General features: G+C 64.0%; 27 protein-coding genes and 2 pseudogenes. 11 read left to right on the top strand and 18 right to left on the bottom strand.

The annotated features are described in order from the left end of the window. Positions 1–3 precede the first annotated feature (3 nt). A complete protein-coding gene (locus CL52_RS14135; RefSeq protein ID WP_043221395.1) occupies positions 4–579 on the top strand; it encodes a flavin reductase family protein in 576 nt (191 codons plus the stop codon). A 2-nt stretch (positions 580–581) separates the two neighbouring features. Here CL52_RS14135 and CL52_RS14130 read toward each other — a convergent pair whose 3' ends face one another. The 3 genes from CL52_RS14130 to CL52_RS21510 form a co-directional block, all read right to left on the bottom strand. Beyond that, positions 582–2,672 (bottom strand): hybrid sensor histidine kinase/response regulator, encoded by a 2,091-nt coding sequence (locus CL52_RS14130; protein ID WP_043221393.1) that lies wholly within the window; start codon positions 2,670–2,672, stop codon positions 582–584. A gap of 230 nt (positions 2,673–2,902) precedes the next feature. After that, on the bottom strand, positions 2,903–3,646 hold the full coding sequence (locus CL52_RS14125) for a helix-turn-helix domain-containing protein (protein ID WP_043221392.1): 744 nt from the start codon (positions 3,644–3,646) through the stop codon (positions 2,903–2,905). 201 nt (positions 3,647–3,847) lie between these two features. Next, positions 3,848–4,306 carry a hypothetical protein gene (locus tag CL52_RS21510; RefSeq protein WP_235366431.1) on the bottom strand — a complete coding sequence of 153 codons (459 nt, stop codon included), beginning with the start codon at positions 4,304–4,306 and terminating at the stop codon, positions 3,848–3,850. Between CL52_RS21510 and CL52_RS21645 the strand changes: the two are divergent. The 3 genes and pseudogenes from CL52_RS21645 to CL52_RS14115 form a co-directional block, all read left to right on the top strand. Further along, a pseudogene (locus tag CL52_RS21645) lies at positions 4,268–4,588 on the top strand (DUF3047 domain-containing protein); the annotation flags it as partial. The gene CL52_RS21510 and the pseudogene CL52_RS21645 overlap by 39 nt on opposite strands. Before the next feature lie 127 nt (positions 4,589–4,715). Next, complete coding sequence (locus CL52_RS21640; RefSeq protein WP_256363839.1) at positions 4,716–4,928, top strand: DUF3047 domain-containing protein; 213 nt, start codon at positions 4,716–4,718, stop codon at positions 4,926–4,928. A 31-nt stretch (positions 4,929–4,959) separates the two neighbouring features. Continuing rightward, the gene (locus tag CL52_RS14115; RefSeq protein ID WP_043221390.1) at positions 4,960–5,535 is read left to right on the top strand and encodes a nucleotidyltransferase family protein; all 576 of its coding nucleotides are present in this window, start codon (positions 4,960–4,962) and stop codon (positions 5,533–5,535) included. A gap of 55 nt (positions 5,536–5,590) precedes the next feature. On the opposite strand, the gene CL52_RS14110 is transcribed toward CL52_RS14115, so the two are convergent. Continuing rightward, positions 5,591–6,427 carry an isocitrate lyase/PEP mutase family protein gene (locus tag CL52_RS14110; RefSeq protein WP_043221388.1) on the bottom strand — a complete coding sequence of 279 codons (837 nt, stop codon included), beginning with the start codon at positions 6,425–6,427 and terminating at the stop codon, positions 5,591–5,593. Positions 6,428–6,658: 231 nt separating this feature from the next. Here CL52_RS14110 and CL52_RS14105 point away from each other — a divergent pair, with 231 nt between their 5' ends. Next, complete coding sequence (locus CL52_RS14105; RefSeq protein ID WP_043221386.1) at positions 6,659–7,288, top strand: LysE family translocator; 630 nt, start codon at positions 6,659–6,661, stop codon at positions 7,286–7,288. Between the two features lie 166 nt (positions 7,289–7,454). Here the strand turns inward: CL52_RS14105 and CL52_RS14100 are convergent, their stop codons facing one another. Together CL52_RS14100 and CL52_RS14095 are read right to left on the bottom strand one after the other, a co-directional pair. After that, positions 7,455–10,052, bottom strand: coding sequence for an AAA family ATPase (locus CL52_RS14100; RefSeq protein ID WP_041106732.1), 2,598 nt, complete (start codon positions 10,050–10,052; stop codon positions 7,455–7,457). A 264-nt stretch (positions 10,053–10,316) separates the two neighbouring features. Next, on the bottom strand, positions 10,317–11,216 hold the full coding sequence (locus CL52_RS14095; protein ID WP_043221384.1) for a LysR family transcriptional regulator: 900 nt from the start codon (positions 11,214–11,216) through the stop codon (positions 10,317–10,319). A gap of 113 nt (positions 11,217–11,329) precedes the next feature. Here CL52_RS14095 and CL52_RS14090 point away from each other — a divergent pair, with 113 nt between their 5' ends. Both CL52_RS14090 and CL52_RS14085 read left to right on the top strand, forming a co-directional pair. After that, on the top strand, positions 11,330–11,758 hold the full coding sequence (locus CL52_RS14090; protein WP_043221383.1) for a VOC family protein: 429 nt from the start codon (positions 11,330–11,332) through the stop codon (positions 11,756–11,758). After that, positions 11,755–12,342, top strand: coding sequence for a glutathione S-transferase family protein (locus CL52_RS14085; RefSeq protein ID WP_041106726.1), 588 nt, complete (start codon positions 11,755–11,757; stop codon positions 12,340–12,342). Before CL52_RS14090 ends, CL52_RS14085 begins: the two co-directional genes overlap by 4 nt. A 56-nt stretch (positions 12,343–12,398) precedes the next feature. Here CL52_RS14085 and CL52_RS20760 read toward each other — a convergent pair whose 3' ends face one another. Then, complete coding sequence (locus CL52_RS20760; protein WP_074519813.1) at positions 12,399–13,343, bottom strand: LysR substrate-binding domain-containing protein; 945 nt, start codon at positions 13,341–13,343, stop codon at positions 12,399–12,401. A 120-nt stretch (positions 13,344–13,463) separates the two neighbouring features. Between CL52_RS20760 and CL52_RS20755 the strand changes: the two genes are divergently transcribed. The 4 genes and pseudogenes from CL52_RS20755 to CL52_RS14075 all read left to right on the top strand — a co-directional run. Further along, complete coding sequence (locus tag CL52_RS20755; RefSeq protein WP_269151289.1) at positions 13,464–14,246, top strand: 2OG-Fe dioxygenase family protein; 783 nt, start codon at positions 13,464–13,466, stop codon at positions 14,244–14,246. 48 nt (positions 14,247–14,294) lie between these two features. Continuing rightward, positions 14,295–14,912, top strand: coding sequence for a LysE family translocator (locus tag CL52_RS20750; RefSeq protein WP_074519811.1), 618 nt, complete (start codon positions 14,295–14,297; stop codon positions 14,910–14,912). A 14-nt stretch (positions 14,913–14,926) separates the two neighbouring features. Further along, the gene (gene thrH, locus CL52_RS14080) at positions 14,927–15,541 is read left to right on the top strand and encodes a bifunctional phosphoserine phosphatase/homoserine phosphotransferase ThrH (protein WP_041106724.1); all 615 of its coding nucleotides are present in this window, start codon (positions 14,927–14,929) and stop codon (positions 15,539–15,541) included. Positions 15,542–15,633: 92 nt separating this feature from the next. Beyond that, positions 15,634–16,185 (top strand): annotated as a pseudogene (locus CL52_RS14075) (MFS transporter); the annotation flags it as partial. 114 nt (positions 16,186–16,299) lie between these two features. On the opposite strand, the gene CL52_RS14070 reads toward CL52_RS14075, so the two are convergent. The 11 genes from CL52_RS14070 to CL52_RS14020 form a co-directional block, all read right to left on the bottom strand. Then, a complete protein-coding gene (locus CL52_RS14070) occupies positions 16,300–17,076 on the bottom strand; it encodes a ferredoxin--NADP reductase (protein ID WP_043221382.1) in 777 nt (258 codons plus the stop codon). 30 nt (positions 17,077–17,106) lie between these two features. After that, entirely contained in the window at positions 17,107–18,105 is a 999-nt protein-coding gene (locus CL52_RS14065) for a YeiH family protein (RefSeq protein WP_043221381.1), read from the bottom strand. Then, positions 18,102–18,485 carry a DUF971 domain-containing protein gene (locus CL52_RS14060; protein ID WP_043221380.1) on the bottom strand — a complete coding sequence of 128 codons (384 nt, stop codon included), beginning with the start codon at positions 18,483–18,485 and terminating at the stop codon, positions 18,102–18,104. Before CL52_RS14060 ends, CL52_RS14065 begins: the two co-directional genes overlap by 4 nt. A 23-nt stretch (positions 18,486–18,508) precedes the next feature. Then, positions 18,509–18,706 carry a hypothetical protein gene (locus CL52_RS14055; RefSeq protein WP_043221379.1) on the bottom strand — a complete coding sequence of 66 codons (198 nt, stop codon included), beginning with the start codon at positions 18,704–18,706 and terminating at the stop codon, positions 18,509–18,511. 3 nt (positions 18,707–18,709) lie between these two features. Then, positions 18,710–19,033 (bottom strand): ferredoxin FdxA, encoded by a 324-nt coding sequence (fdxA, locus tag CL52_RS14050; RefSeq protein WP_041014673.1) that lies wholly within the window; start codon positions 19,031–19,033, stop codon positions 18,710–18,712. 107 nt (positions 19,034–19,140) lie between these two features. Further along, complete coding sequence (locus CL52_RS14045) at positions 19,141–20,100, bottom strand: HEAT repeat domain-containing protein (RefSeq protein WP_043221378.1); 960 nt, start codon at positions 20,098–20,100, stop codon at positions 19,141–19,143. A gap of 10 nt (positions 20,101–20,110) precedes the next feature. Beyond that, complete coding sequence (locus CL52_RS14040; RefSeq protein WP_014597289.1) at positions 20,111–20,344, bottom strand: 4Fe-4S dicluster domain-containing protein; 234 nt, start codon at positions 20,342–20,344, stop codon at positions 20,111–20,113. A gap of 99 nt (positions 20,345–20,443) precedes the next feature. After that, positions 20,444–22,180: a fumarate reductase/succinate dehydrogenase flavoprotein subunit gene (locus CL52_RS14035; protein ID WP_014597288.1), complete on the bottom strand. Its 1,737-nt coding sequence runs from the start codon at positions 22,178–22,180 to the stop codon at positions 20,444–20,446. An 11-nt stretch (positions 22,181–22,191) separates the two neighbouring features. Beyond that, on the bottom strand, positions 22,192–22,935 hold the full coding sequence (locus tag CL52_RS14030; RefSeq protein ID WP_003301428.1) for a GntR family transcriptional regulator: 744 nt from the start codon (positions 22,933–22,935) through the stop codon (positions 22,192–22,194). Positions 22,936–23,006: 71 nt separating this feature from the next. After that, entirely contained in the window at positions 23,007–23,879 is an 873-nt protein-coding gene (locus CL52_RS14025) for an ABC transporter ATP-binding protein (protein ID WP_082041992.1), read from the bottom strand. Further along, positions 23,876–24,781, bottom strand: coding sequence for an ABC transporter permease (locus CL52_RS14020; RefSeq protein ID WP_082041991.1), 906 nt, complete (start codon positions 24,779–24,781; stop codon positions 23,876–23,878). The genes CL52_RS14025 and CL52_RS14020 overlap by 4 nt, the downstream gene beginning before the upstream one ends. Positions 24,782–24,819: the final 38 nt, after the last annotated feature.

Raw genomic sequence — 24,819 nt, 5'->3', positions numbered from 1 at the left:
CAGATGCATGAATTCATCGCGCCGGTCGCGCTCGACAAGGCGTACCGGCTGATCACCCACGGGCCGACCGTCCTGGTCTCGGCGCGGCACGCCGGCGTTGACGACGTCATGGCTGCAGCCTGGGCCTGTGCGCTGGACTTCCAGCCGCCGAAGCTGACCGTCGTGCTCGACAAGGCCACCCGCACCCGCGCACTGGTCGAGGCGAGCGGGCGCTTCGTGATTCAGGTGCCGACGCGGGCCCAGCTCGATCTGGTCGTCGGCGTGGGCAGCCACAGCCTGGCCGACATGCCCGACAAGCTCGCCCGCTTCGGCGTCTCGACCTTCGAGCAACCGGGGCATGCGCTGCCCTTCGTCGAAGGCTGCGCGGCCTGGCTCGCCTGCCGGCTGCTCTGCGAGCCGCACAACCAGCAATGCCACGATCTGTTCATTGGCGAGGTCGAGGCGGCCTGGGCCGATGGCCGCGTGTTCCGTGACGGCCGCTGGCGGTTCGAGGATGTCGATCCCGCCTGGCGCACGCTGCACCACGTGGCGGGCGGGCAGTTCTATGCGATCGGCCAGGCCGTGCGCAGCGAGCAGTAGGGCTAGGCCAGGGCCGGGCTGGCGAGTGCGCCGGCCACGGTTTCGGCGAGCAGCTCGAGGGTGAACGGCTTGGTCATCAGGCGCATCCCCGGGCCGAGGAATTCGGCACGGCTGCTGGCCTGCTCGGTGTAGCCGGTGATCAGCACCACCGGCAGCCCAGGGCGCTCCTGCTGCAGCATTTCGGCCAGTTGGCGGCCGTTGAGCCCGGGCAGGCCGACGTCACTGAGCAGCAGGTCGAGTGAGTCGAGGCGGGCGGCCAGGCTGAGCGCGCGCTGGCTGTCAGCGGCCAGATGCACCTGATAGCCGAGGTCCTCGAGCGCGGTTTGCAACAGCAGGCGCACGGCATCGTCATCCTCGACGATCAGAATCGACTGCCCATCCCCCGCGCTCGCCTTGCGCGGCTCACGGCTGGCCGGCACTTCGCGCACATCGGCCGCCGCCGCTGGCAGGTGCAGCGCAATGACGGTGCCCTGGCCCAGGCGACTGTCGACGCTGACGAAGCCGCCGCTCTGGCGAACGAAGCCATAGACCATCGACAGCCCGAGCCCGGTGCCCTGGCCCAGCGGCTTGGTGGTGAAGAAGGGCTCGAACACCTTGTCGAGCAGTCCCGGGGCAATGCCGGCGCCCGTATCGATAATCCTCAAGCGCACATATTCATCAGCTGGCACAGCGTGCTGCGCCGCCTGTTCAGCGTCGATCCGCAGCCGGCTGGTCTCGATGCGCAGCGTGCCGCCGCCCGGCATGGCGTCGCGGGCGTTCAGCGTGAGGTTCAGCAGCGCGTTCTCCAGCTGGTTGGGGTCGGCCAGCGCAAGGCCCGCCGCCTCGTCCAGCTCGAGTTCGAAGCCGGTGGTCTCGCTCAGGCTGCGTTGCAGCAGGTCGGCCATCGCCCTGATCAGGGCGTTGACCTCGGTCGGACGTGTCTGCAGCGATTGCCGCCGGGAAAAGGCCAGCAGCCGCTGGGTCAGTGCCGCGGCGCGCTGTGCCGAGCCGTGCGCCGCGTCCAGGTAGCGCGGCAGGTCGTCGTGGCGCCCGGCGTCCAGGCGCATGCGGATCAGGTCCAGCGCGCCGATGATGCCGGTCAGCATGTTGTTGAAGTCATGGGCGATGCCCCCGGTGAGCTGGCCGACCGCTTCCATTTTCTGCGAGTGCCGCAGCAGCTCCTCGGCGTGGTTGCGTTCCTGGATCTCCACGGTCAGTCGGTCGAGGGCCTCCTGCAGGGCCTGGGTGCGCAGGTCGACCTCATGCTCCAGCGCATGGTTGAACTGGCGCAGCATGACCTCGTTGCGCCGCTCGGCGTCGACGTCGATGATCACCACGGCCGCGCCCATCAACTGCTCGGCGTGGTCGTAGAGCGGCACGCCGCTCAGGCGCAGCCAGCGCTCGCCGCCTTCCTCGGGGTAGTAACGGTAGTCCTGGCCATTGACCTGTTCGCCGCGCAGGGCGCGGGCGCCGACGTACTGGCTTGGCGGTATGACCTGCCCCTGGCTGTCCAGCCCGACCCAGCGGCGTGCCCGCTCGAGCGCCGCCGAAGGAATCTTCCGGTTGGGCACGTATTCGTCGTACTTGGGGTTGCTGAGCAGGGTGTTGCCATGGGTGTCGATGAAGCTGACGCCGATCGGCAGATTCACGATCAGTCGTTCGAAACGGGCCCGCTGGTCGGCCCGCTCGATCACCTCGGCGTGGTGCGCGCGCTGCTGCTGGTGCAGGCGCAGACAGGTGGCCAGGCAACTCAGCAGGGTGGCCGGCCAGACCGGCTCTTCCAGCACCACGAAGTCGTTGATTGCCGCTGGCAGACGGGCCCTGAGCGCGGCATAGGGCTCGGCGTCGCGGCTCAGCAGAATGAACGGGATGGCACTGCCAGCTGGCAGCCTCTCGAGCGCGGCGTTCACCTCATCCAATGGCCCCGCTGCCAGCTCGTCGGCGAGTATCACCACCTCTACCGTCGCGTCGATCCGCTGTGCCAGGCCCGCCTGGTCGGTGCAGTGGCCGACGTGGTAGCCCTCGACCGTCAGCCAGGTGGCGAGTTCGCGTCGTTCCGCACTGTCGCGCATGCCGAGAAGGATGCGATTTGCTTCCGCGGTTCCGCCTGCCATGTCGTTATTGCGCCTTTCTGATGGGGTAGTCCGATCAGCATCCCTCCTGATCGGCCGAGCGAAGCAACGCGGCTGCCCACAAGCGGACAGCGCGCTACGCATCTGTCTTTGAGCGGACTACAAGCAAGCGAGAGTGTTCCAACGAACCGTCGGGTCGTCACGCCCGCGGCATGGTATTGGTCATCGGCCGTCAGCGATAGCAAGCTGCGTCCAGGTGCCCCCCGCGACAGTCAGCGCTCGAACCGCTGCAGGCTGCGAAAGACCTGCGCGGGGGTGGCGCCGATATAGCGCTTGTAGCAATTGCTGAAATGGCTGGCATCGGCGAAACCCGCATCGACGGCCGCCCGCGTCAGGCAGTCCGTCCGCTGCAGGTGCTCGGCGGCGAGCAGCAGGCGCTTCCAGATGCGGAAGCCGCGGTAGCTCATGCCGGTTTCGGCACGGAACAGGTGCGCCATGCGCGAGGGAGAGAGGTGCACCAGCGAGGCGGCCTGTGCCAGCGCGTGGTTGACGTCGCCCTCCTGGCGCAACAGCTCGAATACCGGCGTCAGGCGGCCCGCGGCGGCTGCATCGCTCGCGGCGGGCATCAGCGCCAGCAGGGTCTGCCGGGTCTGCTCCTTGCTCGGCGCCTCTTCGTAGAGCGCGGTCAGCGTATCGATCAGCACGGGATCGTGCAGCGGTAGCGCGCATTGCCCGGGGCGCCAGGCAAAGCGTTGCACGAAACGCCCGTACAGCCCGCTGTCGCGCTCGACGAACAGCTTGGCCAGCACGCCACCCTGTGCATCCACCGCATGCGCCACACCGGCGGGTACCACCACGGCCCGGCAGGGCAGGGCGGTGCCCGCCAGTTGCAGCACAAGCGGGCGATAGAGGCCGACCATGAGCACCGCGGCGCCGTTGACGCGTCTGTCCAGATGCCGCAGCGGGCCGAAGTACAGCAGCATGTCCGGCCACATCAGCAGGTGCGAAGGCAGCATGCCCGGGCTCCTCAGGTCAGCTCGTTTTTACAAGCCTCACGCTAGCAGCCGGCCCTAGCATCCGGACATCGTACTTTGGCGCCGAAAGCCAGGCTCAGGCGTCCGCACCCGCACGGAGGAAAAACAATGACAAACACCATCCCGCTCGAGCCCCTCGCCAGTACCGGCTCTGTGTCGACGCCGGCGCAATTCGAGGCCCAGCTAACCGACATCGCGGCGCCGCTGGCGGGCGAGGCGGTGCTCGGGCTGCGCGCGCTGTACTTGTCCTGGCGCGTCGGGTCCTGGCTGGACACCGGCCTGCAGGTAAAGGCCGGCGATCGGCTGACCTTCGTGCTCGAGGGCGGCGTTGAGGTCTCCCGGGCGCTGGGCATCCGCTACTCGGCGGAGCTGGCGACCTGGGCACGCATCGGCGAGCGGGGGCCGATCTTCCGCGCGCTGCACGACACCCAGAGCTTCACGGTGGAGCAGGACGGCCCCCTGCAGCTCAAGCTCTACCCGCGCGACCGTTGGCTCGATGCCAGCGGCCGCTACCGTGGCGAGCCGCCCGCGTTCAACCCCGACGAGGGCGGCGGCGTCAATGTCGGCATCATCCACTGGCGGCCCGGCACCGATGTCGCCGAGGTGCTGGGCCAGGCGGCGGCCGGTCGCGACGCCGCGCACTGGGCCAGCCGCGAGCTGGCGCGCCTGCGTACACCGCGTGCGCCCTTGCCTGGTGGCTGGCAGGAACTCTGGGAGCTGGGGCCGTCCACGGTGTTCTCCGCTGTCACGCCGGCCCAGGCGGGTCGGGCGCCGACACAGGCCATCCGCCTGCATACCCGTGACGATGTCTCCATCCTGCAGAAAGACGCCGACCTGCCGCTGAGCGCGAACACCACGCTGAGCTGGAAGTGGAAGGTCGACCGGTTGCCCTCGTCGGTCGCCGAAGACCAGATCCACACCCACGACTACCTGAGCATCGCCGTGGAGTTCGACAACGGCCGCGACCTCACCTTCTACTGGAGCCGGGATTCCCGAAGGCACGCACTTCCATTGCCCGCTGCCCGGCTGGCACGACCGCGAGACGCATGTCGTGGTGCGTTCGGGCACCGCCGATCTCGGCCAGTGGCTGAGCGAGGAGCAGAACATACTGGACCACTACCGCACCGCCATTGGCGGCGAGCCGCCAGCACGCATCCGGCGGGTCTGGCTGATCGGGGTCAGCCTGTTCCAGCATGGCGAAGGGGAGGCGACGTTCGGCGATATCCTGCTCCGGGATGTCGATATCGAAAAGCGCCTCTACTGAGCGCCTTTCCCCTCTGTAAAGGAGCACGCACATGGCTTCAGCCGAACCCGCCGCCGGCCCGGTCAGTGTCATTGTGCTGGCGGCCGGCCGCGGCGAGCGCTTCATCGCGTCCGGCGGGCGCATGCACAAGCTGGACGCACCGCTTGCCGGCAGGCCGGTGCTGGCGCATGTGCTCGAGACCGTGCGCCGCGCCGGCTTCGAGCCACAGCTGGTGCGGCCGCCGGGCGGGACCTCCGGCATGGGCGAGTCGATCGCCATGGGCGTGCGCGCAACGCCCGATGCCGCAGGCTGGCTGATCCTGCCCGGCGACCTGCCGCTGGTCCGGGCCGAGACGATCGCCGCGGTGGCCGCCGGGCTGGCCGGGCACGCCGTCGTCGTGCCGACGTTCCAGGGCCGGCCGGGGCATCCGGTCGGTTTTGCCAGTGGCTGCTTCACCGCGCTGGCGGCGCTTGCTGGGGATGCCGGAGCGAAAGCCGTGGTCCAGGCGCACCGCCGCGCCGGGGGCGTGCTCGAGCTGCCGGTGGCTGACCCCGGCATCGCTCTGGACATCGATCGCCTCGACGATCTGCACGCTGCCGAGCGCAGGCTGGCCGAGGGCCACGGCTAGCGCCCGAGCGGAAAGCCGCCTGCCGGTACCTGGGCGACGGAGCCGGCCTGCCCGGTCAGCGCGGTTCCGTGTGGCGCATCAGCTCGTTGAGTTCGGCGCCCGAGGGCGTGCCGCCGAAGCCATCGAACCGGCCCTGTTCGATCATCCTCCGCGCCGCGTCGATGAACCCGCCCCAGGCCGCGCGCGCCAGCGCTCCGCCGACACTGATGCGCCTGACGCCAAGCTCGGCCAGCGCCTCGACCGTCAGCTCGCTGTTCCAGCCGATCAGCACGTTCACCGGCTTCGGCGCGACGGCCTGGACGACCGTCTGAATTTCCTCCCGCGTCCTGAGACCCGGCGCGTACAGGCAGTCGGCCCCGGCCTGCGAATAGGCGAGCAGGCGCTCGACCGTGTCGTCCAGGTCGGGGCGGCCGACGAAGTAGTTTTCCGCACGCCCCACCAGCAGGGTGTCGCCGCCGCCGGCATCGATGGCGGCGCGCGCCGCCTGCAGGCGCTCGACAGCCTGCGCCTTGTCGCGCACCGGCTGGGCGGGATCGCCGGTCGAATCCTCGATGGACAGGCCCGCCACGCCGGTCTCCAGCGCCAGGCTGACACTGTCGAAGACCGCCTCGGGCGTGGCCCCGAAGCCGCTCTCGAAATCCGCGTTGATCGGCAGGTCGCTCATGGCCGCCATGTAGCGCATGTGCGCCAGGGTATCGTCGCGTGACAGTTGCCCGTCCGCCTGGCCCTGAGACCAGGCATAGCCTGCGCTGGTGGTTGCCAGGGCCCGGTAGCCGAGGCGCTCGAGCAGGCGAGCACCGCCGGCGTCCCAGGGGTTGGGCAGCAGGAAGCACCCCGCGCGGTGCATCTCGCGAAAGGCCGCGCGTTTATCGCTTACGGTGGGGCGGGTCATGATGGCTCCGGGAGCAGGGGGCTTGTCGTCATCCTATAGCCCACCGTGAGCGTGATGCGCCACCGCGACGCCACCCAGGGAGCGCCGACTTGCACGAAATTGGCGATTTGGCCGTTAACACGCTTGCCTGATACAACGCACATCAGGCCGCCCCGAACACCGGCAGTTCCCGTCACGCCGCCTGCCCTCCAGTGTTCGGCCGACAGGCTACGAAACCAGGGAGCACTACCGATGATCGACCTTCCGCTGTTGCTCGCCTTTGCTGCAGCCGCCGCGCTGCTGACCGTCACGCCGGGCGTGGATACGGCCATCGTGCTGCGCACCGCCACGCTGGAAGGGCGGCGCCAGGCCGTGCTGGCCGCGGCGGGCATCTGCCTGGGCTGCCTGGCCTGGGGTGTGGCGGTGTCGCTCGGGCTGGGTGCGCTGCTGCAGGCCTCGGAACTGGCCTATACGGTGGTCAAGTTCGCCGGCGCCGCCTACCTGATCTGGCTCGGCTCCAGACTGCTGTTCAACCCGCGCGCCTCGTTCGACTCAGGCCCGGCCGAGAGGCCCTCTGCAGCGAGCGGCCAGGCCTTCTGGCGCGGCTTGCTGACCAACCTGCTGAATCCGAAAGTGGGCGTGTTCTACGTCACCTTCCTGCCCCAGTTCGTCCCGCTCGGCGCCGATGTGGCGGGTTATTCGTTCTTCCTTGCGTGCCTGCACGTGCTGTTGTCCCTGGCCTGGTTCGCCGTGCTGATCGCCGCGACGATTCCGCTCGGGGCGCTGTTGCGCCGGCCTGCGCTGACCAGGGCGCTGGACCGATTGACGGGTGGGGTGCTGGTGGCGTTTGGGGTGCGGTTGGCGGCTTCGAGTGGGGCGTGAGGGAAGTGATTTCTGGCTGCTCTGTCTGACACGTTTTAGGGAAAGGCACGGCTGCTAACGGCCAGAACGGGACATTCGCCCCGATAACCAGAGACTTAGAACTTGACCTCGCCATCACAGCAGGTGAGCCGCGACTACAGGCACGGCTCACCTATCGGCAAATACCCTATACAACGCGCTCCTTGAACTCATCCATCCACGTTACCAGCTCCAACACATCTTGCTCGAAAACGTCGAGCTCAACTGGGACTTGAGGCAGTTCATCTGCCTGTGAGTGCTCGTACATTGAGTAAGTGGTCATCAGCCGATCAAGGTAATCGCAGTCGACAGCCGTAACCTTGGCGACTCCTCTTAATTTCCCTTTGGTCATGACATCCCTTCTGAATCGAGCAACGACATCGTGCAGAAGGATGAACTCAACCGTCCGCTCAAGGATAATCCGGAAATCACTACAGGCACTCTTCACGGCCAGGTCATATCCATCCGCATCGGCCTGAGCCTGAAGTTTTTTTAGCTGCGGAATAACCTGATCTCGAATTACATTAATAGCCTTGTCGGGCCTGGCATCACGCAAGTTGTGCTGCGCCAAGATTCCCGCGACCTTATTCAACCGCCGAAGCGATAGCACTGTGTGGTTGATCTTTTGGTTGCCTGGGTTCTCCGCATGCTTTTTGAGCGCAGATTCGACCAGAGCGATCAACGATAGGCGGTGCGTGAAGATGATGACCTGTCTAGTCTTCGCCAGCTCAACAAGCCTGGCCACAACCCGCTCTTCGAAGTCCTGATCCAGGGAGGAAATCGGATCATCGAAGATGAAAGGAGCTAGCTGGTTAGAGCCAGTTGTATCTGCCAGAAACGCAGCCAATGCGACGATTCGCGCTTCACCCTCGCTGAGTACGACCTCAGGTGAATGATTTACCCGAGCCCCGACAAGAGTGAGTCCAAAGGTGATTACCCCCTTTCCTTGAGCCTTGCTCTGCGGTGCCACGGGTAACCGACTACCACCAAGCATTTTCAACTCGGCAGCAAAACGAGCCTGATAGCCAGCGTCAAGTTCAGTTTTCGCGAGCTCATTGCGCTTGGTCGTCAGAGCATTGGTTGCGGTCAGCCTCGCAGCTTTATCCAGCAGCTCCATCGAGGCCAGCCGCTGACGCTCCGCTAGGATGGCCGGCTTGTTCTCGGATAACCACTGTAGCGCCTTGAGCTGCCTCACCCGATTTTCGAGCTCTTGCCGCTTACCATCTTGCTGCAGTTGAGTAAGGTCGGCTTCCTCTACGAGCAGATCGGCAGCGCGCTTTTCCAAGGCATTATCAATAGCTTCCCAGTCGAATCTCAATAGGTCGACCGCAGCAGCACATTCAACAAACTGAGCACGCCTGCTTTTCAATGACTCATACCAGCTACGAGCAACCAGTTCGTCGAACTGCAGCTGAGCCAATCTTGAGATCCAATCTTCAATGGATGGTAACTGGACTATTTCCGCAACAAGAGCTGCATTAGCGCTTTCTTTAGTTTTTGCCGCAGTCTCGAGGCCGGCAGTAACGAATGATTCGAAACTCTTGAGTCGTGATGCGGCGTCTGCCGTAAGCACCTGTTGGCATAGCACGCAGTGCGCACCATCCGAGGTCACAGGGAACTCGTGGGCAGGGTAAGCATTAGCAACTGAGTAGTTGCGCGCCTGCTCCCACATCAGCATCCAAGCAGCCTCGCCAACGCCCTGGAGAGGCGCATTGGCGAAAGCCTGTTGCGCGACGTCATTGGCTGCCTTCCTAGCTACCGCTGCATCACTCTTCGACTTGAATAGCGCAGCAGCTTTCTCATCCGACAGGCCCTCTTTCAGAGTGCGCATCGCCTGCCTAATGCTGTCGGTCGCAACCTTCTCTTTCCCAATGGAAACTAGTCTGCCCGCAATGTCCTTTTCCGCCAGCAGGCCTTCAGCCTTGATCCGTTCCTCATCCAACTCTTTAGGGAATTGGCAATACGCTTCAATTTTCTCGGCGGAGACCGAAGCCTTCAAAGAGGCCAGCCAGCCTTTTCCCGCAGTGTCTGCCAGATCAGCGGGAAACTGTGGAAGGGAGCTGACAAGCTTTGCCTTCTCAGAGGCCAACTCCGCAGAAACTTTGTCCGATACCTGAATGAGCAGAGTGATGAACCGCATGCTGCTGGGCTCGTAGCTCGACTCTGTTTTCCCCATGTATTGAGACGCGGCCTTTGAATCGAATACCTGCGCATGTTTAAGCTGAGGATGCGGCTCGGCATTAGGCTGCCAGTTGATATCTCGGGGGGTGCCATCGATAGTGATTCGGCATTGCGCACTGCATGCGTGCTCCTCATCGCTGAAGACGTTTGGACGGATTTCATCCTTTGAGCGCGACCCACAGAGCTGTTTGAGCAGCCGGGCATAACCACTCTTCCCCGAACCATTTTGGCCGTAAATCACGGTCAAGCCGCCCGCTCCGAACTGAAGAGACGCGCCCGGCTTGATCGCATTAACGCCAAAGACTTGGCTAACCCCTTCAACTCTAACGACCGGCCGTACGGTTGCTGCAGAGAATGATCCCGGAGCTACGTTCGCGAATCCCGGATCCTGCTGCTTGGCAGCCTCGAGCTTGCAGAGGCGAACTAGCTCGGCAAGCTCCTCCGCATTAGGCGGCCGCTTCTGCTCGATGAGCTTCTTTGCTGCTGTCTGTAGCCAGCGACCTCGCTCGCTCAACCACTTTTCGAAATCGTCTACGTACACCACTCCGTTAGCCAGACTCGACATCCCTGATCTCCGCATTTATGGGGTAGAAACAGTCATACCACGGCCAAGTATCATCACTCCAGCAGCCGTCTCCACTGACCGGCCAAATGAAGTGCAGGTCGTGGGCACTAGCTAAATGAGCCGAAGGGATGAAATCTGCTTCGTTCAAATAACTACGTCTGGGCTGGCTCATGTCGCTTTCAACTGGGAGTTCCGTGTCGATAGATACCTATCGCGACTGACTGGTTATGGCCGAAAGCCGCCCTCTACGAAAGCCGCCCTCTATTAACCATCTAACTCCGGCAACCCCCTCTCCAGCCTCGGACAAACCCACTCCACAAACGCCCGCACCCTTGGCGATAGCTGCAAGGCGTGCGGGTAGACCAGTTGGATTGGCAGGTCCTTCGGCTCGTATTCCCTAAGCACTCTTACCAGACGACCATCAGCCAGTTCATCGGCGACCTGGTAGTGCAGCAGGCGGGTGATGCCCAAGCCTTGCACGCAGGCCAGGCGGGCGGTGCGGATCTGGTTGCAGGTCAGGCGTGGGGTGATCTCTTCAGCCTGTTCCCTTTCGCCGCGGCGGTAGTACCAGTGGCGGCCCTGGGCGGCGAAGAGGATGCAGGCGTGGTCCTCCAGCGCCGCCGGGGTGTCGAGGGCGGGGGCGCTGCTCAGGTACTCGGGGCTGGCGCAGGTGACCAGCCGGGTGTTGCCGATCTGCCGGGCGACCATGGCCGAGTCGGGCAGGTGGCCGATGCGCAGGGCGAGGTCGAGGCGTTCGTCGAGCAGCGGGACGATCTGGTCGCTCAGGTTCAGCTCGACCCGGATCTCTGCATGTTCCCTGAGAAACTCGTTCACCAGCGGCGCGATGTAGCGCTGGCCGAACTCGACCGGCGCGGTGATGCGCAGCAGGCCGCGGACGGCGCCGTCGCTGGCTTCCAGGCGCTGTTCCATGTCGGCGAAGTCCGCCAGCATGCGCCGGCTCCAGGCCAGGTACTCGGCACCCTCGTCGGTCAGGGCCATGCGCCGCGTGCTGCGGTTGAGCAGGCGCACGCCGAGGTAGCGTTCCAGCGCGGCCAGTGAGCGCACTACCGAGGCCACGGATTGCCCGGTGACGTCGGCGGCCGAGCTCAGGCTGCCGCTGTCGACGATGCGCACGAAGTTGGCCATTGCCTTGAGCTTGTCCATTGCCACCCCTGGATTTGTGCGATTGCTGCATAGATGTTGTCAGGCCGACGGTATAGGTGAAACCCGCATTAGGGCCGAGACTTCAGGGCCAAGAGTCTTACGGAGTGTGGAGCATGGCCCAACCATCCAACCCCTCGCGCATCCTGGCCTACGACCATATCGGCATCCGTGTCAGCGACCGCCGCCGCGCCATGGCCTTCTACCAGGCGCTGGGCTTCGTCGAGAGCGCGAGCTTTCCGCTGTTCGAGGCCAACGAGATGCTCAGCCCGGATGGCGTGCGCATCAACCTGATCTTCAACGGCGCGCGTGCGGCCGATGCGCACAACGTGTTGCTGGACGCGCCAATCAAGCGCCCGGGCATGACCCATCCGGCGTTCATCGTCGATGACCTCCAGGCGCTGCAGCGCTGGCTGGGCGAGGAGGGCATCGCCATCACCGAAGGGCCGCACCCCATCGGCCCGCGGCGGGTCGCGCTGTTCATCCGCGACCCGGACGGCAACGTTCTCGAATTCAATCAGCTCGTCAGAGGAGATGCGCAATGAAACTGTATGACCTGGGGCCATCCGGCAACTGCTACAAGGTGCGGCTGTTCGCGGCGCTGGCCGACATCGAGCTGGAGCGGGTAGCGGTTGATTTCGCCAATGGTGCGCACAAGAAGCCGCCGCTGTCCGAGCTGAACCCGCTGGGGCAGTTGCCGATTCTGGATGATGGCGGGCATATCGTCCGCGACTCGCAGGCCATTCTGGTCTACCTCGCCGGCACTTACGGCGGCCTGGCCTGGTGGCCGGAGCACGCCCGCGGGCAGGCCGAGATCGTGCAGTGGCTGTCTTTCGCGGCCAACGAGATCCAGCACAGCCTGTGCGCGGCGCGGCTGGTGGAGAAGTTCGGCTACCCGCTGGACAAGGCCGCGGCGCTGGCGAAGGCGCCAACGGTGCTCGGGGTGCTCGATGCGCATCTGCAAGCCAACGATTGGCTGGCGATGGGGCGGCCGACCATCGCTGATTGCGCCGTCTACCCCTACGTGGTGCTGGCGCCGGAAGGGGATGTGGATCTCACGCCGTACAGCCATGTCGCCCGCTGGATCGAGCGGCTGGAAGCGTTGCCGGGTTATCTGCCCAGGCCCTGAGTGTCGATCAGGTAGGCAGGTCTACTGACAAAACTGCTGTCGGCCAGCATTCCGAGTTATGGCCTATAAGAAAATACCGCGGGATGTGGGCTGCTCGTCGAGTTAGCTGTTGGCGGCAGCTCACCACCCATAAGCTCAATGTAGTGATCAAGTTGTTCCGTTATCCAGCTCTTGAATATATTGCACTTGGAACTTTCATCAAAAGCTTTGGGTGATAAAAGGCAATATGTTGAACCGTCTCTAATAAAGCCATACGGCGCGACTAGCTGGCCGGACTCCAGTTCGGCTTGAACCATAAATAGGGACGCCATGCCCACTCCTAATCCTGACGTCGCCGCCTGAATGGACAGGTAGAAATGCTCATAGTCGACTTTTATAGAGCCAGAGAGATCGACTCCCGTAAGGCGTAGCCAATTATCCCATGCCATCGGGCGAGTCTTGCTGTGTAACAGACTTAATTTGTCTAGCCGTTTCTTGTCGGGAGTATTCGGCGGCGTACAAACCGGCCCGATCCACTCTTCGCAAATTTTCACGCTGTGTACAGAATTTCCCCAGTGAAAGTCATCGCGGCGGATTGCGAGATCAGCCCCTGAGCGGGCGAAATCAATCGGCCCGCCGGCGGCCAATAATTGGATTTGCAGGTTCGGATGTGCTTCATGAAAAGCAGGTAGTCGAGGGATCAGCCACTTCATGGCGATGGTGGGCTCACAGGAAAGCACAAGGACGTCTTCCCGACCTTCCCGCTGCAATCGATAAACCACATCTTCCAGCTGATCGAACAGGGGTGCTGTCACGTTAAGAAGGAGTTGGCCTGCCTGGTTGAGAAATATTGCCCTGTTACGCCGATCAAATAACTCGACCCCGATCGCATCCTCCAGCAGCCGCACCTGACGACTAACGGCGCCGTGAGTTACGTGCAGTTGCTCAGCTGCTTTGACGAAGCTCTGAGTTTTGGCTGCAACAGTGAAAAACCGAAACGAAGCTAGCGGAGGTAAATTCATATAGACGACGTTTTCTCACAGATATCAGAAACGATAAATCGTTTTTTTAATTGCTTGTAGGTCCGCAAGATTGCTGCTGCCACTTGAGTCAAAGCGGTGGTATGTCCATCAGGAGGACCTATGAATAACATGCGAAGCGATATACAAAATGCCGTCATGTTTCACCCTCAACTCACTAGCCCGTCGCCCGAGGTTAGAAATCTGTGCGAAAAAGTAGCACAAAAAGATTTCATTTTCCTTGCTGGCCGAAAGACTACCAAGCTGTTGACTGCAATGGACCCAGACGTCATGGATGATTGGCATGCTTTTCAGGAGAGCTGGAATCGCCTTGAGCAGGATGCATTTATGCGCGATGGCGGCACGTACCGTTTCCGCCGACATGGGACATACAGTGCTGGTCCTGGCATACAGTGCCCCGTTATGGAGCCGCACCAACCGCACTTTCAGAGCACTGACTACAACAGCCTCAACGGCGGGATTCCCCGATACTTTGCTCCGATAGAGGGCGAAATAAGCGAAGGGAAAGTGTTGCGCTCTGCATTGAAGCTATGTTGTGCCAGTTTTAGTAGCCTAGCCCCGTATTATTCTTGGCACATCGAGGTTCACCAGTTCAGGATAAATGCCTCGCAGCTTCCAGCCTCACCAACTCCTGAAGGCGTTCATCGTGATGGGGTGAACTTCGTTTTCATGATGCTGGTTAATCGCGTCAACATCGTTAATGGAGAAACGTCTATCTATGACCGTGATAGACGGCCGTTAAGCAGCCTTACACTTGCACATGAGTTGGAAGCCGCCATCGTGAATGACGAGCGTGTGCTGCATGGTGTAACACCGGTCATTCAGATAGATCCAGAGCTGCCCGCTTATCGAGATGTATTGGTTATCACCTTCAGTAAGCGATGATTAATAAATCCTGGCGGTAGGCTAGTCTTACCGCCTCGGAGAATGCACATGAACGAATTGTTTGCGGTGGCCGCCATTACTATTCTAGCTGTTGTCAGTCCTGGTCCCGACTTTGCCATGGTGACCCGTAATAGTTACTCGTTCGGGCGCCGGAATGGTTTGACGGCTGCGCTAGGTATTGCTTGTGGCGTGCAGGTCCATGTTTTTTACACAGTTTTCGGAGTCGCTGTAATAATTACCCACACACCCGTGCTGTTCATAAGTATGAAGATGCTCGGCGCTGGCTACCTCATTTACTTGGGAATTAAATCGTTGATGAACGCTGGAGCCTTGACGATAGGGGAGGCTGACGGGCGTGAGTCGACAGCTTGGAAAGCATTTCGAACTGGTTTTTTTACTAATGCACTCAATCCAAAAACAATGTTGTTTGTGGTTGCAACTTATAGTCAGGTAGTACGGGTGGATAGCTCTCTATACGTTAATTTTGCTTACGGTATATTTATGTCCTTGGCTCACTTGGTTTGGTTTAGCTTAGTAGCGGTATTCTTTTCCGCTGAAGCTCTGCGTAGAAGCATACTGAGAAAGCAGCACATTGTTGACCGGGTTATTGGTACCGCACTGATTGGTCTTGGCGCGAGCTTAGTATTGCCCGGCGTTGGGCGATGATTCAGGAGAGGCTTATGAAACTGGCCTGCATAGATCTAGAGGGTGTTTTGGTCCCGGAGCTTTGGCCAATCATTGCCGAGCGTACAGGCATCGATTCCCTGGCACTGACCACGCGTGATGTGCCAGATTACAATTTGTTGATGCGAAATCGCATTGCGGTTCTGCGTGGCAATGGCTTAAGACTCAGCTGTGTCAGCCGAATATTATCCGATGTCGAGCCTGTTCCCGGCGCCAGACAGTTCCTTGATGAGCTTGCTTTTAATGAATACGAGATAAACATTATTTCTGACTGCTTTCTCGAATTGGCAAAGCCGCTCTTCGACTTGTTAGGCGGGCCGCCAGCTATGTGTCATCGCCTGAATGTGGATCGTTTTGGCTTTGTGACGGATTGCAGTTTTTATAAGCGTGCCGGTAAGGAAGACCACGTGGCCCAGGCGCTTTATGAAAGGCGTTATGTGTTGGCAGTAGGCGATGCCTTTAATGATCTTGCGATGTTGCGAATGGCGAATAAAAGTTATTTGGTCAACCCGTCTGCAGCGACGCGCGCAGCTGCTCCAGATATCAAAACTGTGGCAAGTGTCGATGAGATTATTACTTTACTAGTTCATGATAGAGCTGCGCTGGAATGAAGCGGCTGGAGGCTCTGCCGGGTTATCTGCCCAAGCCCTGACCTGCGCTGAGTCAGGCCTGCTCTTGCCCCTCGGCCTTGAGGAAAACAGCCACCTTCTTCTATTTCGAGCAGGCGCGCCTTGTGGCCGAGCTGTTCCCCGACCGAGCCGCCCAGGTTCGCGTGTTCGGCATCATCGATGTGGTCGTCCAGGGGGGCGCGCTGCTGTCGCAACTGTTCATCACCGGGCGCCTGGCGCAGAAACTCGGCGTGCGCGTGCTGCTGGCCATCGTGCCACTGCTGGTCTGCGTCGGCTTTGTCGGCCTCGCGCTGATGCCCAGTTTCGCCGTGCTCGCGGCGCTGATGATCGTGCGCCGCATCGGCGAGTACGCCTTCGTCCGACCCGGCCGCGAAATGCTCTTCGCGCCGCTGGATGCGGAGAGTAAGTACAAGGCGAAGAACGTCATCGACACCGTCGTCTACCGCGCCGGCGATGCCGTCAGCGGTTGGGGGAAGACGGCGCTGGACATGTTCGGGCAGGGCGCCGGTCTGGTCGCCGTGGCCGGCGCACTCTGCGCACTGCTCTGGGGCTATCTCGGCTGGCAGCTCGGCAAGCAGGCGGACAGGCGAACGGAGGTGACTGAAGTAGTAGAAGCCACCTGTTGAGACGGCGGCGTGCGAAGCGCATCGCGATCGAGGGCTGGCGTGGTGTCCAGACAGGCGAGCCGGCTAGTGAGCACCTCGATGCGACGCTAGCCGGCTCGCCTGTTCCAGATGCGCTTACTTTTCAACGAACGCCCGCTCGATGACGTAATCACCCGGTACGCCCTGACTGGGCGAGGCCTGGAAGCCCAGGGCTTCGAGCTGGCTGGTGAGGGTGTCGAGCATCGCCGGGCTGCCACAGAGCATCACGCGGTCGCTCTCGGGGTTCAGCCGCGGCAGGCCGAGATCGTCGGTGAGCTTGCCGGTCTCGATCAGCGCATTGATGCGGCCGGTGTGGCGGAACGCCTCGCGGGTCACTGTTGGGTAATAGAGCAGCTTGGCCCGCACCGCTTCGCCAAGGAATTCGTGCGCCGGCAGTTCCTGGGTGAGGTAGTCGTGGTAGGCCAGCTCGCTGACCTCGCGCACCCCGTGCACGAGCACGATCTTGTCGAAACGCTCGTAGGCTTCCGGATCGCGAACAATGCTCATGAACGGCGCCAGTCCCGTGCCGGTGCCGAGCAGGTAGAGGTGCTTGCCGGGCCTGAGGTCATGCATCACCAGGGTGCCGACCGGCTTGCGGCTGACGATGAGCGAGTCACCGACCTTCAGGTGTTGCAGGCGCGAGGTCAGCGGGCCGTCTGGCACCTTGATGCTGAGGAATTCCAGGTGCTCGTCGTGGTTGGCGCTGACGATGCTGTAGGCGCGCATCAGCGGCTTGCTGTCGACTTCCAGGCCGATCATCACGAAGTGGCCATTCTCGAAGCGCAGCGCCGGATCGCGGGTGGTGCGAAAGCTGAACAGGGTGTCGTTCCAGTGATGCACGGATAGAACGCTTTCGGTGCCGAGTGCAGACATGGGGCCTTCCTCTCTCGTGGTTTGAGTCGATCAGAACAGGGTCAGCAGCAGGCTCGTCGCCAGTAACAGCGCGACGCTGAGCAGGGCCAGGTGGGCGAAGGGCTGCCAGCCCTGGGCAAACAGTTCGCCGACTCGGGTGCGCATGCCGAGCGCGGCCATGGTCAGCAGCAGGCAGGCCTGCGAGCCGGCGACCAGCGCCTCGCGCAGCGCGGCCGGCAGCCAGCCGAGGCTGTTCAGCGCGAACAGACCGAGAAAGCCGAGCAGGAACAGCGGGAAGTCCGGGCTGCCCGGCTCCTGCCGACGCAGCAGCAGGCCGAGCACCAGCACCAGCGGCGCGAGCAGGGCGACGCGCAGCAGCTTGGTCAGGGTCGCGACGTCGCCGGCGGTATCCGATACGAGGTATCCGGCACCGGCCGCCTGGGCGACGTCATGGATGCTGGCGCCGAGCAGCAGGCCGCTGTCGAGCGCATCCAGCCCGAGCAGGCCGGTCAGCGGCGGGTAGAGCAGCATCGACAGCGTACCGAGGGCTGTCACGCCGACCACCACGGCGAGCAGCCGGCGCTCTTCCAGGCGCCCGGCCGGGATCACCGCCGCCACGGCAATCGCCGCCGACACGCCGCAGATCGCCACAGCCGCGCCCGCCACCAGGCTGTGCAGGGTCGGCAGCCGCAGCAGCCGGCCGAACAGCAGCGCCAGGCCGAGCACCAGCGGCACCGTGACGAGCACCAGCAATAAAGGTCGCGCACCGACCGCTTCCAGCTGTGCGACGCCGATGCGCGCACCTAGCAGCGCCACGCCGATGCGCAGCAGTTGCCGGCTGCACAACGCCACGCCCGGTTGCATGCGTGCCTCGCTGCCCTGGCTGGCGAAACCCAGGCCGAGCAGCAACACCATCAGCAGAGCGGGCGCGCCGTAGTGATCGGCGAGAAAGCTGCCGGCCAGTGCCAGCACTGAACACAGGGCCAGGCCTGGGTAGTGCTTGCGGCACAGCGCGACGGGCGGGGCGAGCGCCTCGAGCCGGGCATTCATGCCGGATCGCCTCTCGAGTCGCCGGGGGCGCTGAGGGCGCCGAGGTCACGCAGGTAGGCCCAGGGGTACAGGCCGCGGAAATGACCGTCGCTGAAATACAACTGCAGACCGCTGATGCCGGACAGTTCCAGGCGGTTCACGCCGACCTCGGCGTCGATCAGCGTCAGCGCGCCGGTCTGCTGGAGGCGCTGGCAATTGGAGCAGGCGCAGGCCCGCCGCAGCGTCAGGCAGCTGATGCGGCTCTGCGCGCCATCCGGCCAGGTCAGTTCCAGCACGCGCTGCGCCTTGCGCAGGCGGATCTCGAGGGGTGGGTCGATCAGCCGCTGGGGCTGTGCGATGTGGGGGTTGGCGTCGTGATTCGAGGCGGTGAAGGCGTTCATGAATCTCTCCGGGCCAGCGGCCTCTAGCGAATGAACGGCATGACGAAGCCGCGCGGCATGGGCGCCGGGCCACCGCTGACGAGCAGCGTGGGTGCTTCCGGGCTTCGCACGAAACGTTCCGGCGTGTCCACCGGGCGGGCGCTGCCGAGCGCGGCGGCACTGACCGTGACCAGGGCCAGTACGCCGTGGCGCAACCCACTCGTCATGACAAGTTGGGGCATGCTTCAGCGCTCCAGAAAGGCCAGCTTGCCGCCCTGGTCCACCCAGGTTTCGGCCTCGGCCAGCGGCGAGGCGCTCTGGGTGATCACCGGCCAGACTTCGGCCAGCTCGGCGTTGAGTTCGAGAAAGTGCTGTTGGCCTTCGGGCAAGGCGTTGTCCGCGAAGATCGCATCGGCCGGGCATTCCGGCGCGCAGAGGCTGCAGTCGATGCAGGTCTCGGGGTTGATGACGAGAAAGTTCGGGCCTTCGTGAAAACAGTCGGCCGGGCAGACTTCCACGCAGTCGGTGTATTTGCAGCGGATGCAGTTCTCGGTAACGACGTAGGTCATGACGTTGGCTCCTTTGTGGTAGCGGCCCCTCACCCCAGCCCTCTCCCCGGCGGGGAGAGGGGGCAGTCGGTGCGCGGCCCGGGCTGCGGCGTTGCGGCGTGGGTCCATCAGGCCGCGGCGTCGAGCTTGGACATGGCCCAGCGCGCCAGCTTGCGCACGTCCGGGTCGGGGTCGTCCATGGCCAGTTCGACGAAGGGGCGGCCATCGTTGTGTGCGATGGCGCCCAGCGCGCCGATGGCGGCCTTGCGCAGGTTGCTCATCGGGTCGCGGGCGCAGACGCCGAGCGCCGGGATCGCACCCACCGCACCGAGCTTGCCGAGCGCATCGACGGCCTTTTCCCGGACCTGCCAGAAACTGTCGTGCGTGGCCTCGACCAGGGGCTGCAGTGCGGCCTGGTAGTCGAGCTTGCCGATGCTCACCGCGGCCTCGACGCGCACCTGCCAGTGTTCGTCGCGCAGGATGCCGATCAGCGCCGGGCCGACCTGTTCGGGCGCGGCATAGACCAGCGCGCCGGTGGCGGCGCGGCGGACGTCGGCGTCGTCGTCGTGCTGCGCCCGCTCGATCAGCGCCGGCAGATTGGCCGGCTGCTTGAGCCAGCCGATCACCGCCACCGCTTCGCGGCGCACGCCCGGGTCGGCGTGCTGCATCCGCACCAGGGCCGGCGCCTGCGCCTGTGGATGGCGCAGCGGCTTTAGCGCACGGAGGATGCCGGCGACGACGAAGGGATCGTCGCTGCCGGCCAACGCTTCGAGCAGCGGCAACGCGACGGCGGGGTCCTTTAGGTCCGCCAGCGCGTGGGCGGCGGCGTTGCGCACCACCTCGTCGCTGTCCTGCAGGGCGGCGATCAGGGCGTCGGCGATGTCGGCGGCGTCGAACTCGTCGACCACCTTGGCCGCCTCCTGGCGCACCGACGGGTCCGGGTCGTTCAGCGCCAGGATCAGCAGCTCGGCGGCTTCCGGTTCGCCGCTGTCGACCAGCTCGAGCACGGCCACGCGGCGGATGCCGGGGTCGCTCGAGGTCAGGTTGGTGGCGATGTCCTGCAGCAGTGGGTCGTCGTAGGTTTTCATTGGTCGGCCCTCAGCGCAGCAGGTAGGGAATGTTCACTGTCACCGCATCGGTCGGGCAGTCCGCCTCGCAGGGCATGCAGTACCAGCATTCGTCGTACTTCATGTGCGCCTTGCCGGTGTCCGGGTTGATCCACAGGACGTCCAGCGGGCAGACGTCGATGCAGACACGGCAACCCTTTTCGGCGATGCATTTTTCTTCGTCCACGATGACCGGGACGGCGGAGCGGTGGGTGGCGACGGGCATGGTTGATCTCCTCGGTACGGTCGGCTCGCTGCCGGCCTGTAGGGGCGAATTCATTCGCCCATGGCATCAGGTGTTGGGCGAACGAGTTCGCCCCCACGGTCAGGCATTGGCGGCCTTCTTCACGCGCAGGCGGTTGTAGGCGTCCTTCTCTTCGCCGAGCGGCACGATGTAGTCGGCGATGGGTCGCTTGCCGTGGGCCATCTGGCCGTTAGCGTCCTTGAACAGGCGGGTGTGGCAGAACCACTCGGCGCTGTTCTGCTCGGGGTGGTCGACGCGGTAGTGGTACAGCCCCCAGCGCGACTCGGTGCGGTACAGCGAGGCGCGGGCGGCCATCTCGGCACAGTCAATGATCGACTGCACTTCCAGCGCACGGAGCAGTTCGTGCGGATCGGCGGCGGCCAGCCGCGGGACGTCCTCGCGCACGGCGAGGATGCGCTCCAGGCCGATCTCCATCTTCTTGGTCACTTTCGGCGGCTGCAGGTAGTCGTTCACCAGGCGGCGGACCTTGTATTCCATCTGCTCCGGTGGGATGCCGTCGGTGACTTTCAGCGGCGCCTGGATGCGGGCGAGTTCGGCAGCGATGAAGGCTTCGTCCAGCTGGGGTTCGGCGCGGTCCTTGACGAAGGCCGCTGCGCTCTCGCCGCAGATCTGCCCGTAAACGAAGGCGCCGAGCATGTAGTTGTGTGGCACCGAAGCCATGTCGCCGGCGCAGAACAGCCCGGGCACGGTGGTCGCGCCGGTCTCGTCGGTCCACACGCCGGAGGCCGAGTGGCCCGAGCAGAAACCGATCTCGGAGATGTGCATTTCCACCATGCGCTGGCGGTAGTCGATGTGCCGGCCTTCGTGAAAGCGTCCGCGTGAAGGCCGCTCGTTGGTGTGCAGGACGGTCTCGATCTCTTGAATCGTTTCCTCGGCCAGGTGGTCGAGCTTGAGGAACACCGGGCCGGTGCCGGATTCGAGCTCCTTGAAGAACTCCAGCATCATCTGCCCGGACCAGTAGTCGCACTCGATGAAGCGCTCGCCGTAGGCGTTGGCGGTGAAGCCGCCGAGCGGGCCGGTGACATAGGCACAGGCCGGGCCGTTGTAGTCCTTGAGCAGCGGGTTGACCTGGAAGCACTCGAGGTTGGCCAGGTCCGCACCAGCGTGGTAGGCCATGGCGTGGCCGTCACCGCAGTTGGCCGGGTTCTCGTAGGTGCCGAAGAGATAACCCGAGTTCGGCAGGCCGATGCGCCCTGCGGCACCGGTGGCCATGATCACCGCTTTGGCACGGATGATGATCGGCTCGGCGGTGCGGGTGTTCACCCCGATCATGCCGGCGATGTTGCCGTCCGGGTCCTTCAGCAGGCGGGTGGCGATGAAGCGGTTCTCGATGTCCACGCGCACCCGGCGCAGGCGGCGGTAGAGGATCTTCTTGACGTTGTGGCCCTCCGGCATCGGCAGCACGTAGGTGCCGAGGTGGTGAACCTTCTTCATGTCGTAGTCGCCGGTCTCGTCCTTCTGGAAATGCACGCCCCAGGCGTCGAGCTGCTCGATCATCGAGAACGAGCGCGTGGCGTAGGCCATCAGCGCCGGCTGGTGAACGATGCCGTCGTTGGCGATGGTGATTTCCTTGACGTACTGCTCGGGCGTGGCGTGGCCGGGCACGACCGCGTTGTTCAGGCCGTCCATGCCCATGGAGATCGCCCCGGAGCGCTTGACGTTGGCCTTCTCCAGCAGCAGCACCTTGAGCGTCGGGTCCTGCTCCTTGACTGTGACGGCGGCCATCGGGCCGGCGGTGCCACCGCCGATCACCAGCACGTCGGTTTCGATGACGGGAATGTCGTGAATCGTGGTCATGGTGGTCTCCTCTATTTCCGGTCGACCCGGAACTGGTACTTGAAGGCGTCGCCGCGGTAGCACAGGTATTCGAAATCGATCGGCCGACCGCTGCGGTCATGGGTCAGCCGCTCGACGCGCAGGATGGGTTCACCGGCCTTGAGGCCGAGGTAGGGCTGGTGTTCGTCGTCGGCCAGGGTGGCGTCGAGGCCGATGGCGGCATGGCCGAGGCCGATACCGAAGCGGTTCTCCAGCAGCGGGAAGATGTCGCCGGACAGGTCCAGGCCGAACAGGCGCTGGCCGATGTCCAGGGGGAAGTAGCTGTGCTCCAGGCACACCGGGGCGCGGTTGAGAAAGCGCACGCGCTTGACCTCGACCACATCCGCGCCGGGCGCGAGGTTCAGCGCGGCAGCCGCCGGCTTGGGTGGCTTGCGCTCCTGAATCGACAGCAGCCGCGCGGTCGCTTCGTAGCCCTGGGCGGCCATGGCCTCGCCGAAGCCCTGCAGGCGCTGCACGTTCTGCACCGCCTTGGGCTTGCTGACGTAGGTGCCCTTGCCCTGGGCGCTGAACACCAACCCTTCGTTGTGCAGGTCGCGCAGCGCCTGGCGGATGGTGATGCGGCTGACGCCGAAGGCGGTCATCAGCTCGTTTTCCGAGGGCAGCCGTTCATGCACGGCATAGTCGCCTTCGAGGATCTTGCGTCTGAGGGTGTCGCGGATCTGCACATACAGCGGCAGTGGCGACTGACCCGGGGCGAGCGGTTCGAGGCGGCTCATGGGCGTGGCTCCAGCCTGTCATGACAGGTCATGTCGGGCGTGGGCGCAGGCAAAGGACGGATATGCATGGCTCAGCCTCCGTTCTGCTGCTGAAAGGCGCGCAGGGTTTCCTGGCGGATCAGGTCCAGGCACTGGCGCTTGTAGTCGATGAAGGCAGGGTCGGTGAGCAGGCTCTGCTCGCGCGGTCGCGGCAGCTCGACGCGGATGTCGGCGATGATCCGCCCGGGGCTGGCGCTCATCACCACGATGCGGTCGGAGAGGAACACCGCCTCGTCGATGTCGTGGGTGACGAACACCACGGTGTTCCTGAACTCGCGCCAGATCTCCAGCAGGTTCTCCTGCATCATGATCCGGGTCTGCGCGTCCAGTGCGCCGAACGGCTCGTCCATCAGCAGCACGCTGGGGTAGTTGGCGAGCGCGCGGGCGATGCCGACGCGCTGCTGCATGCCACCGGACAGGGTGCCGGGGTAGGCGTCCTCGAAGGCGGCGAGCCCCACCAGCGAAAGGAAGGTGCGCGCCACGCCGGTGGCCTCATTACGCGAGGCGCCGGCCATCAGCGGGCCGAAGGCGACGTTCTCGCGCACCGTCTTCCAGGGGAACAGCGAGTGCTGCTGGAACACCATGCCGCGGTCCGGGCCGGGTCCGGCGATGGGCTGACCGTCGACGGTCAGCTCGCCGCGGGTGGGTTTGACGAAGCCGGCGATGGCGTTCATCAGCGTCGACTTGCCGCAACCCGAGGGGCCGAGCAGGCAGACGAACTCGCCGGGGCGAATCTCCAGGCTGGCCTGTTGCACCGCGGCGCGCTTGCCGCCGGCGTGGTCGAATTCGATGGACAGCGCACGCACGCTCACATGGCCGCGCCCGTCGCCCTTGGCCGCGGCCTTGGCGCGCAGCCGGCTGTGATCGAGCACGGCGAGGCGGTTGTCGGAGACGATCGCATTCATGACCGGCCCCCCTGCTGCTGCCAGCGCAGCAGCGGCACGCAGGCCTTGCGCACGAGCAGCGTGCAGAGCGTGCCGAGCCCGCCGATGGTGAGCATGCCGATGATGATTTCCGGGTACTTGACCAGGGTGTAGCTGGTCCAGGTGAAGTAGCCGATGCCGTATTGGCCGCTGATGATTTCGCCGGCCAGCAGCGAGAACCAGGCTACGCCCATGCCGATCGCCAGGCCGGCGACTATGCTTGGCATCGCACCGGGAATCACCACGTGCCAGAGGATCGCCCGATCGCTGGCGCCCAGGCTGCGGGCGGCACGCACCAGCACGTCCGGCGTCTGCTCCACGCCGTGCACGGTGTTCAGCACAATGGGGAAGAAGGCGCCGAGAAAGGTGATGAAGACGATGCTCGACTGCTCAGTCGGTAGCATCAGGATCGCCAGCGGAATCCAGGCCACCGCCGGAATCGGTCGGAACAGCTCGATGTAGGGCAGCAGGATGTCCTCGGCCCAGCGCGAACGGCCGATCAGCACGCCGCAAAGGATGCCGAGCACCACGGCGTAGGCATAGGCCAGCGCGATGCGTTCCAGGCTGTGGACGATGTGCAGGTAGAACTCGCTGCTGCCCAGCTGCTGGATCAGCGTCTGGCCCACCAGCAGCGGTGCCGGCACGTTCTCGAAATTGATGAACAGGTTGAAGCCCGTGGCGGTCGCCAGGTGCCAGATCAGCACGGCTGCGAGCAGCGCCAGCACGCGCACCAGGTAACGCCCGGCCATCGGCGGCAGGCGACGCGGCGCGGAAGCGGTGGCAGCCGGCGCTGCCTGGGGAGCCGGCGCAGCGGTGAGCAGCGGCCGGTCGGCTTCTGGCGTTGCCGGTTCGCTATCGAACAGGGGGGTCGGTTTGACGCTCATGCGGTCACTCCTCGGCTTGAGGCGGGCCCGTGGCACGG

This window comes from Stutzerimonas balearica DSM 6083, assembly GCF_000818015.1.
In the GTDB taxonomy this organism is placed as follows: domain Bacteria; phylum Pseudomonadota; class Gammaproteobacteria; order Pseudomonadales; family Pseudomonadaceae; genus Stutzerimonas; species Stutzerimonas balearica.
The sequence above is the reverse complement of the archived record's forward strand: the minus strand, read 5'-3'. Positions and strand labels throughout refer to the sequence as shown.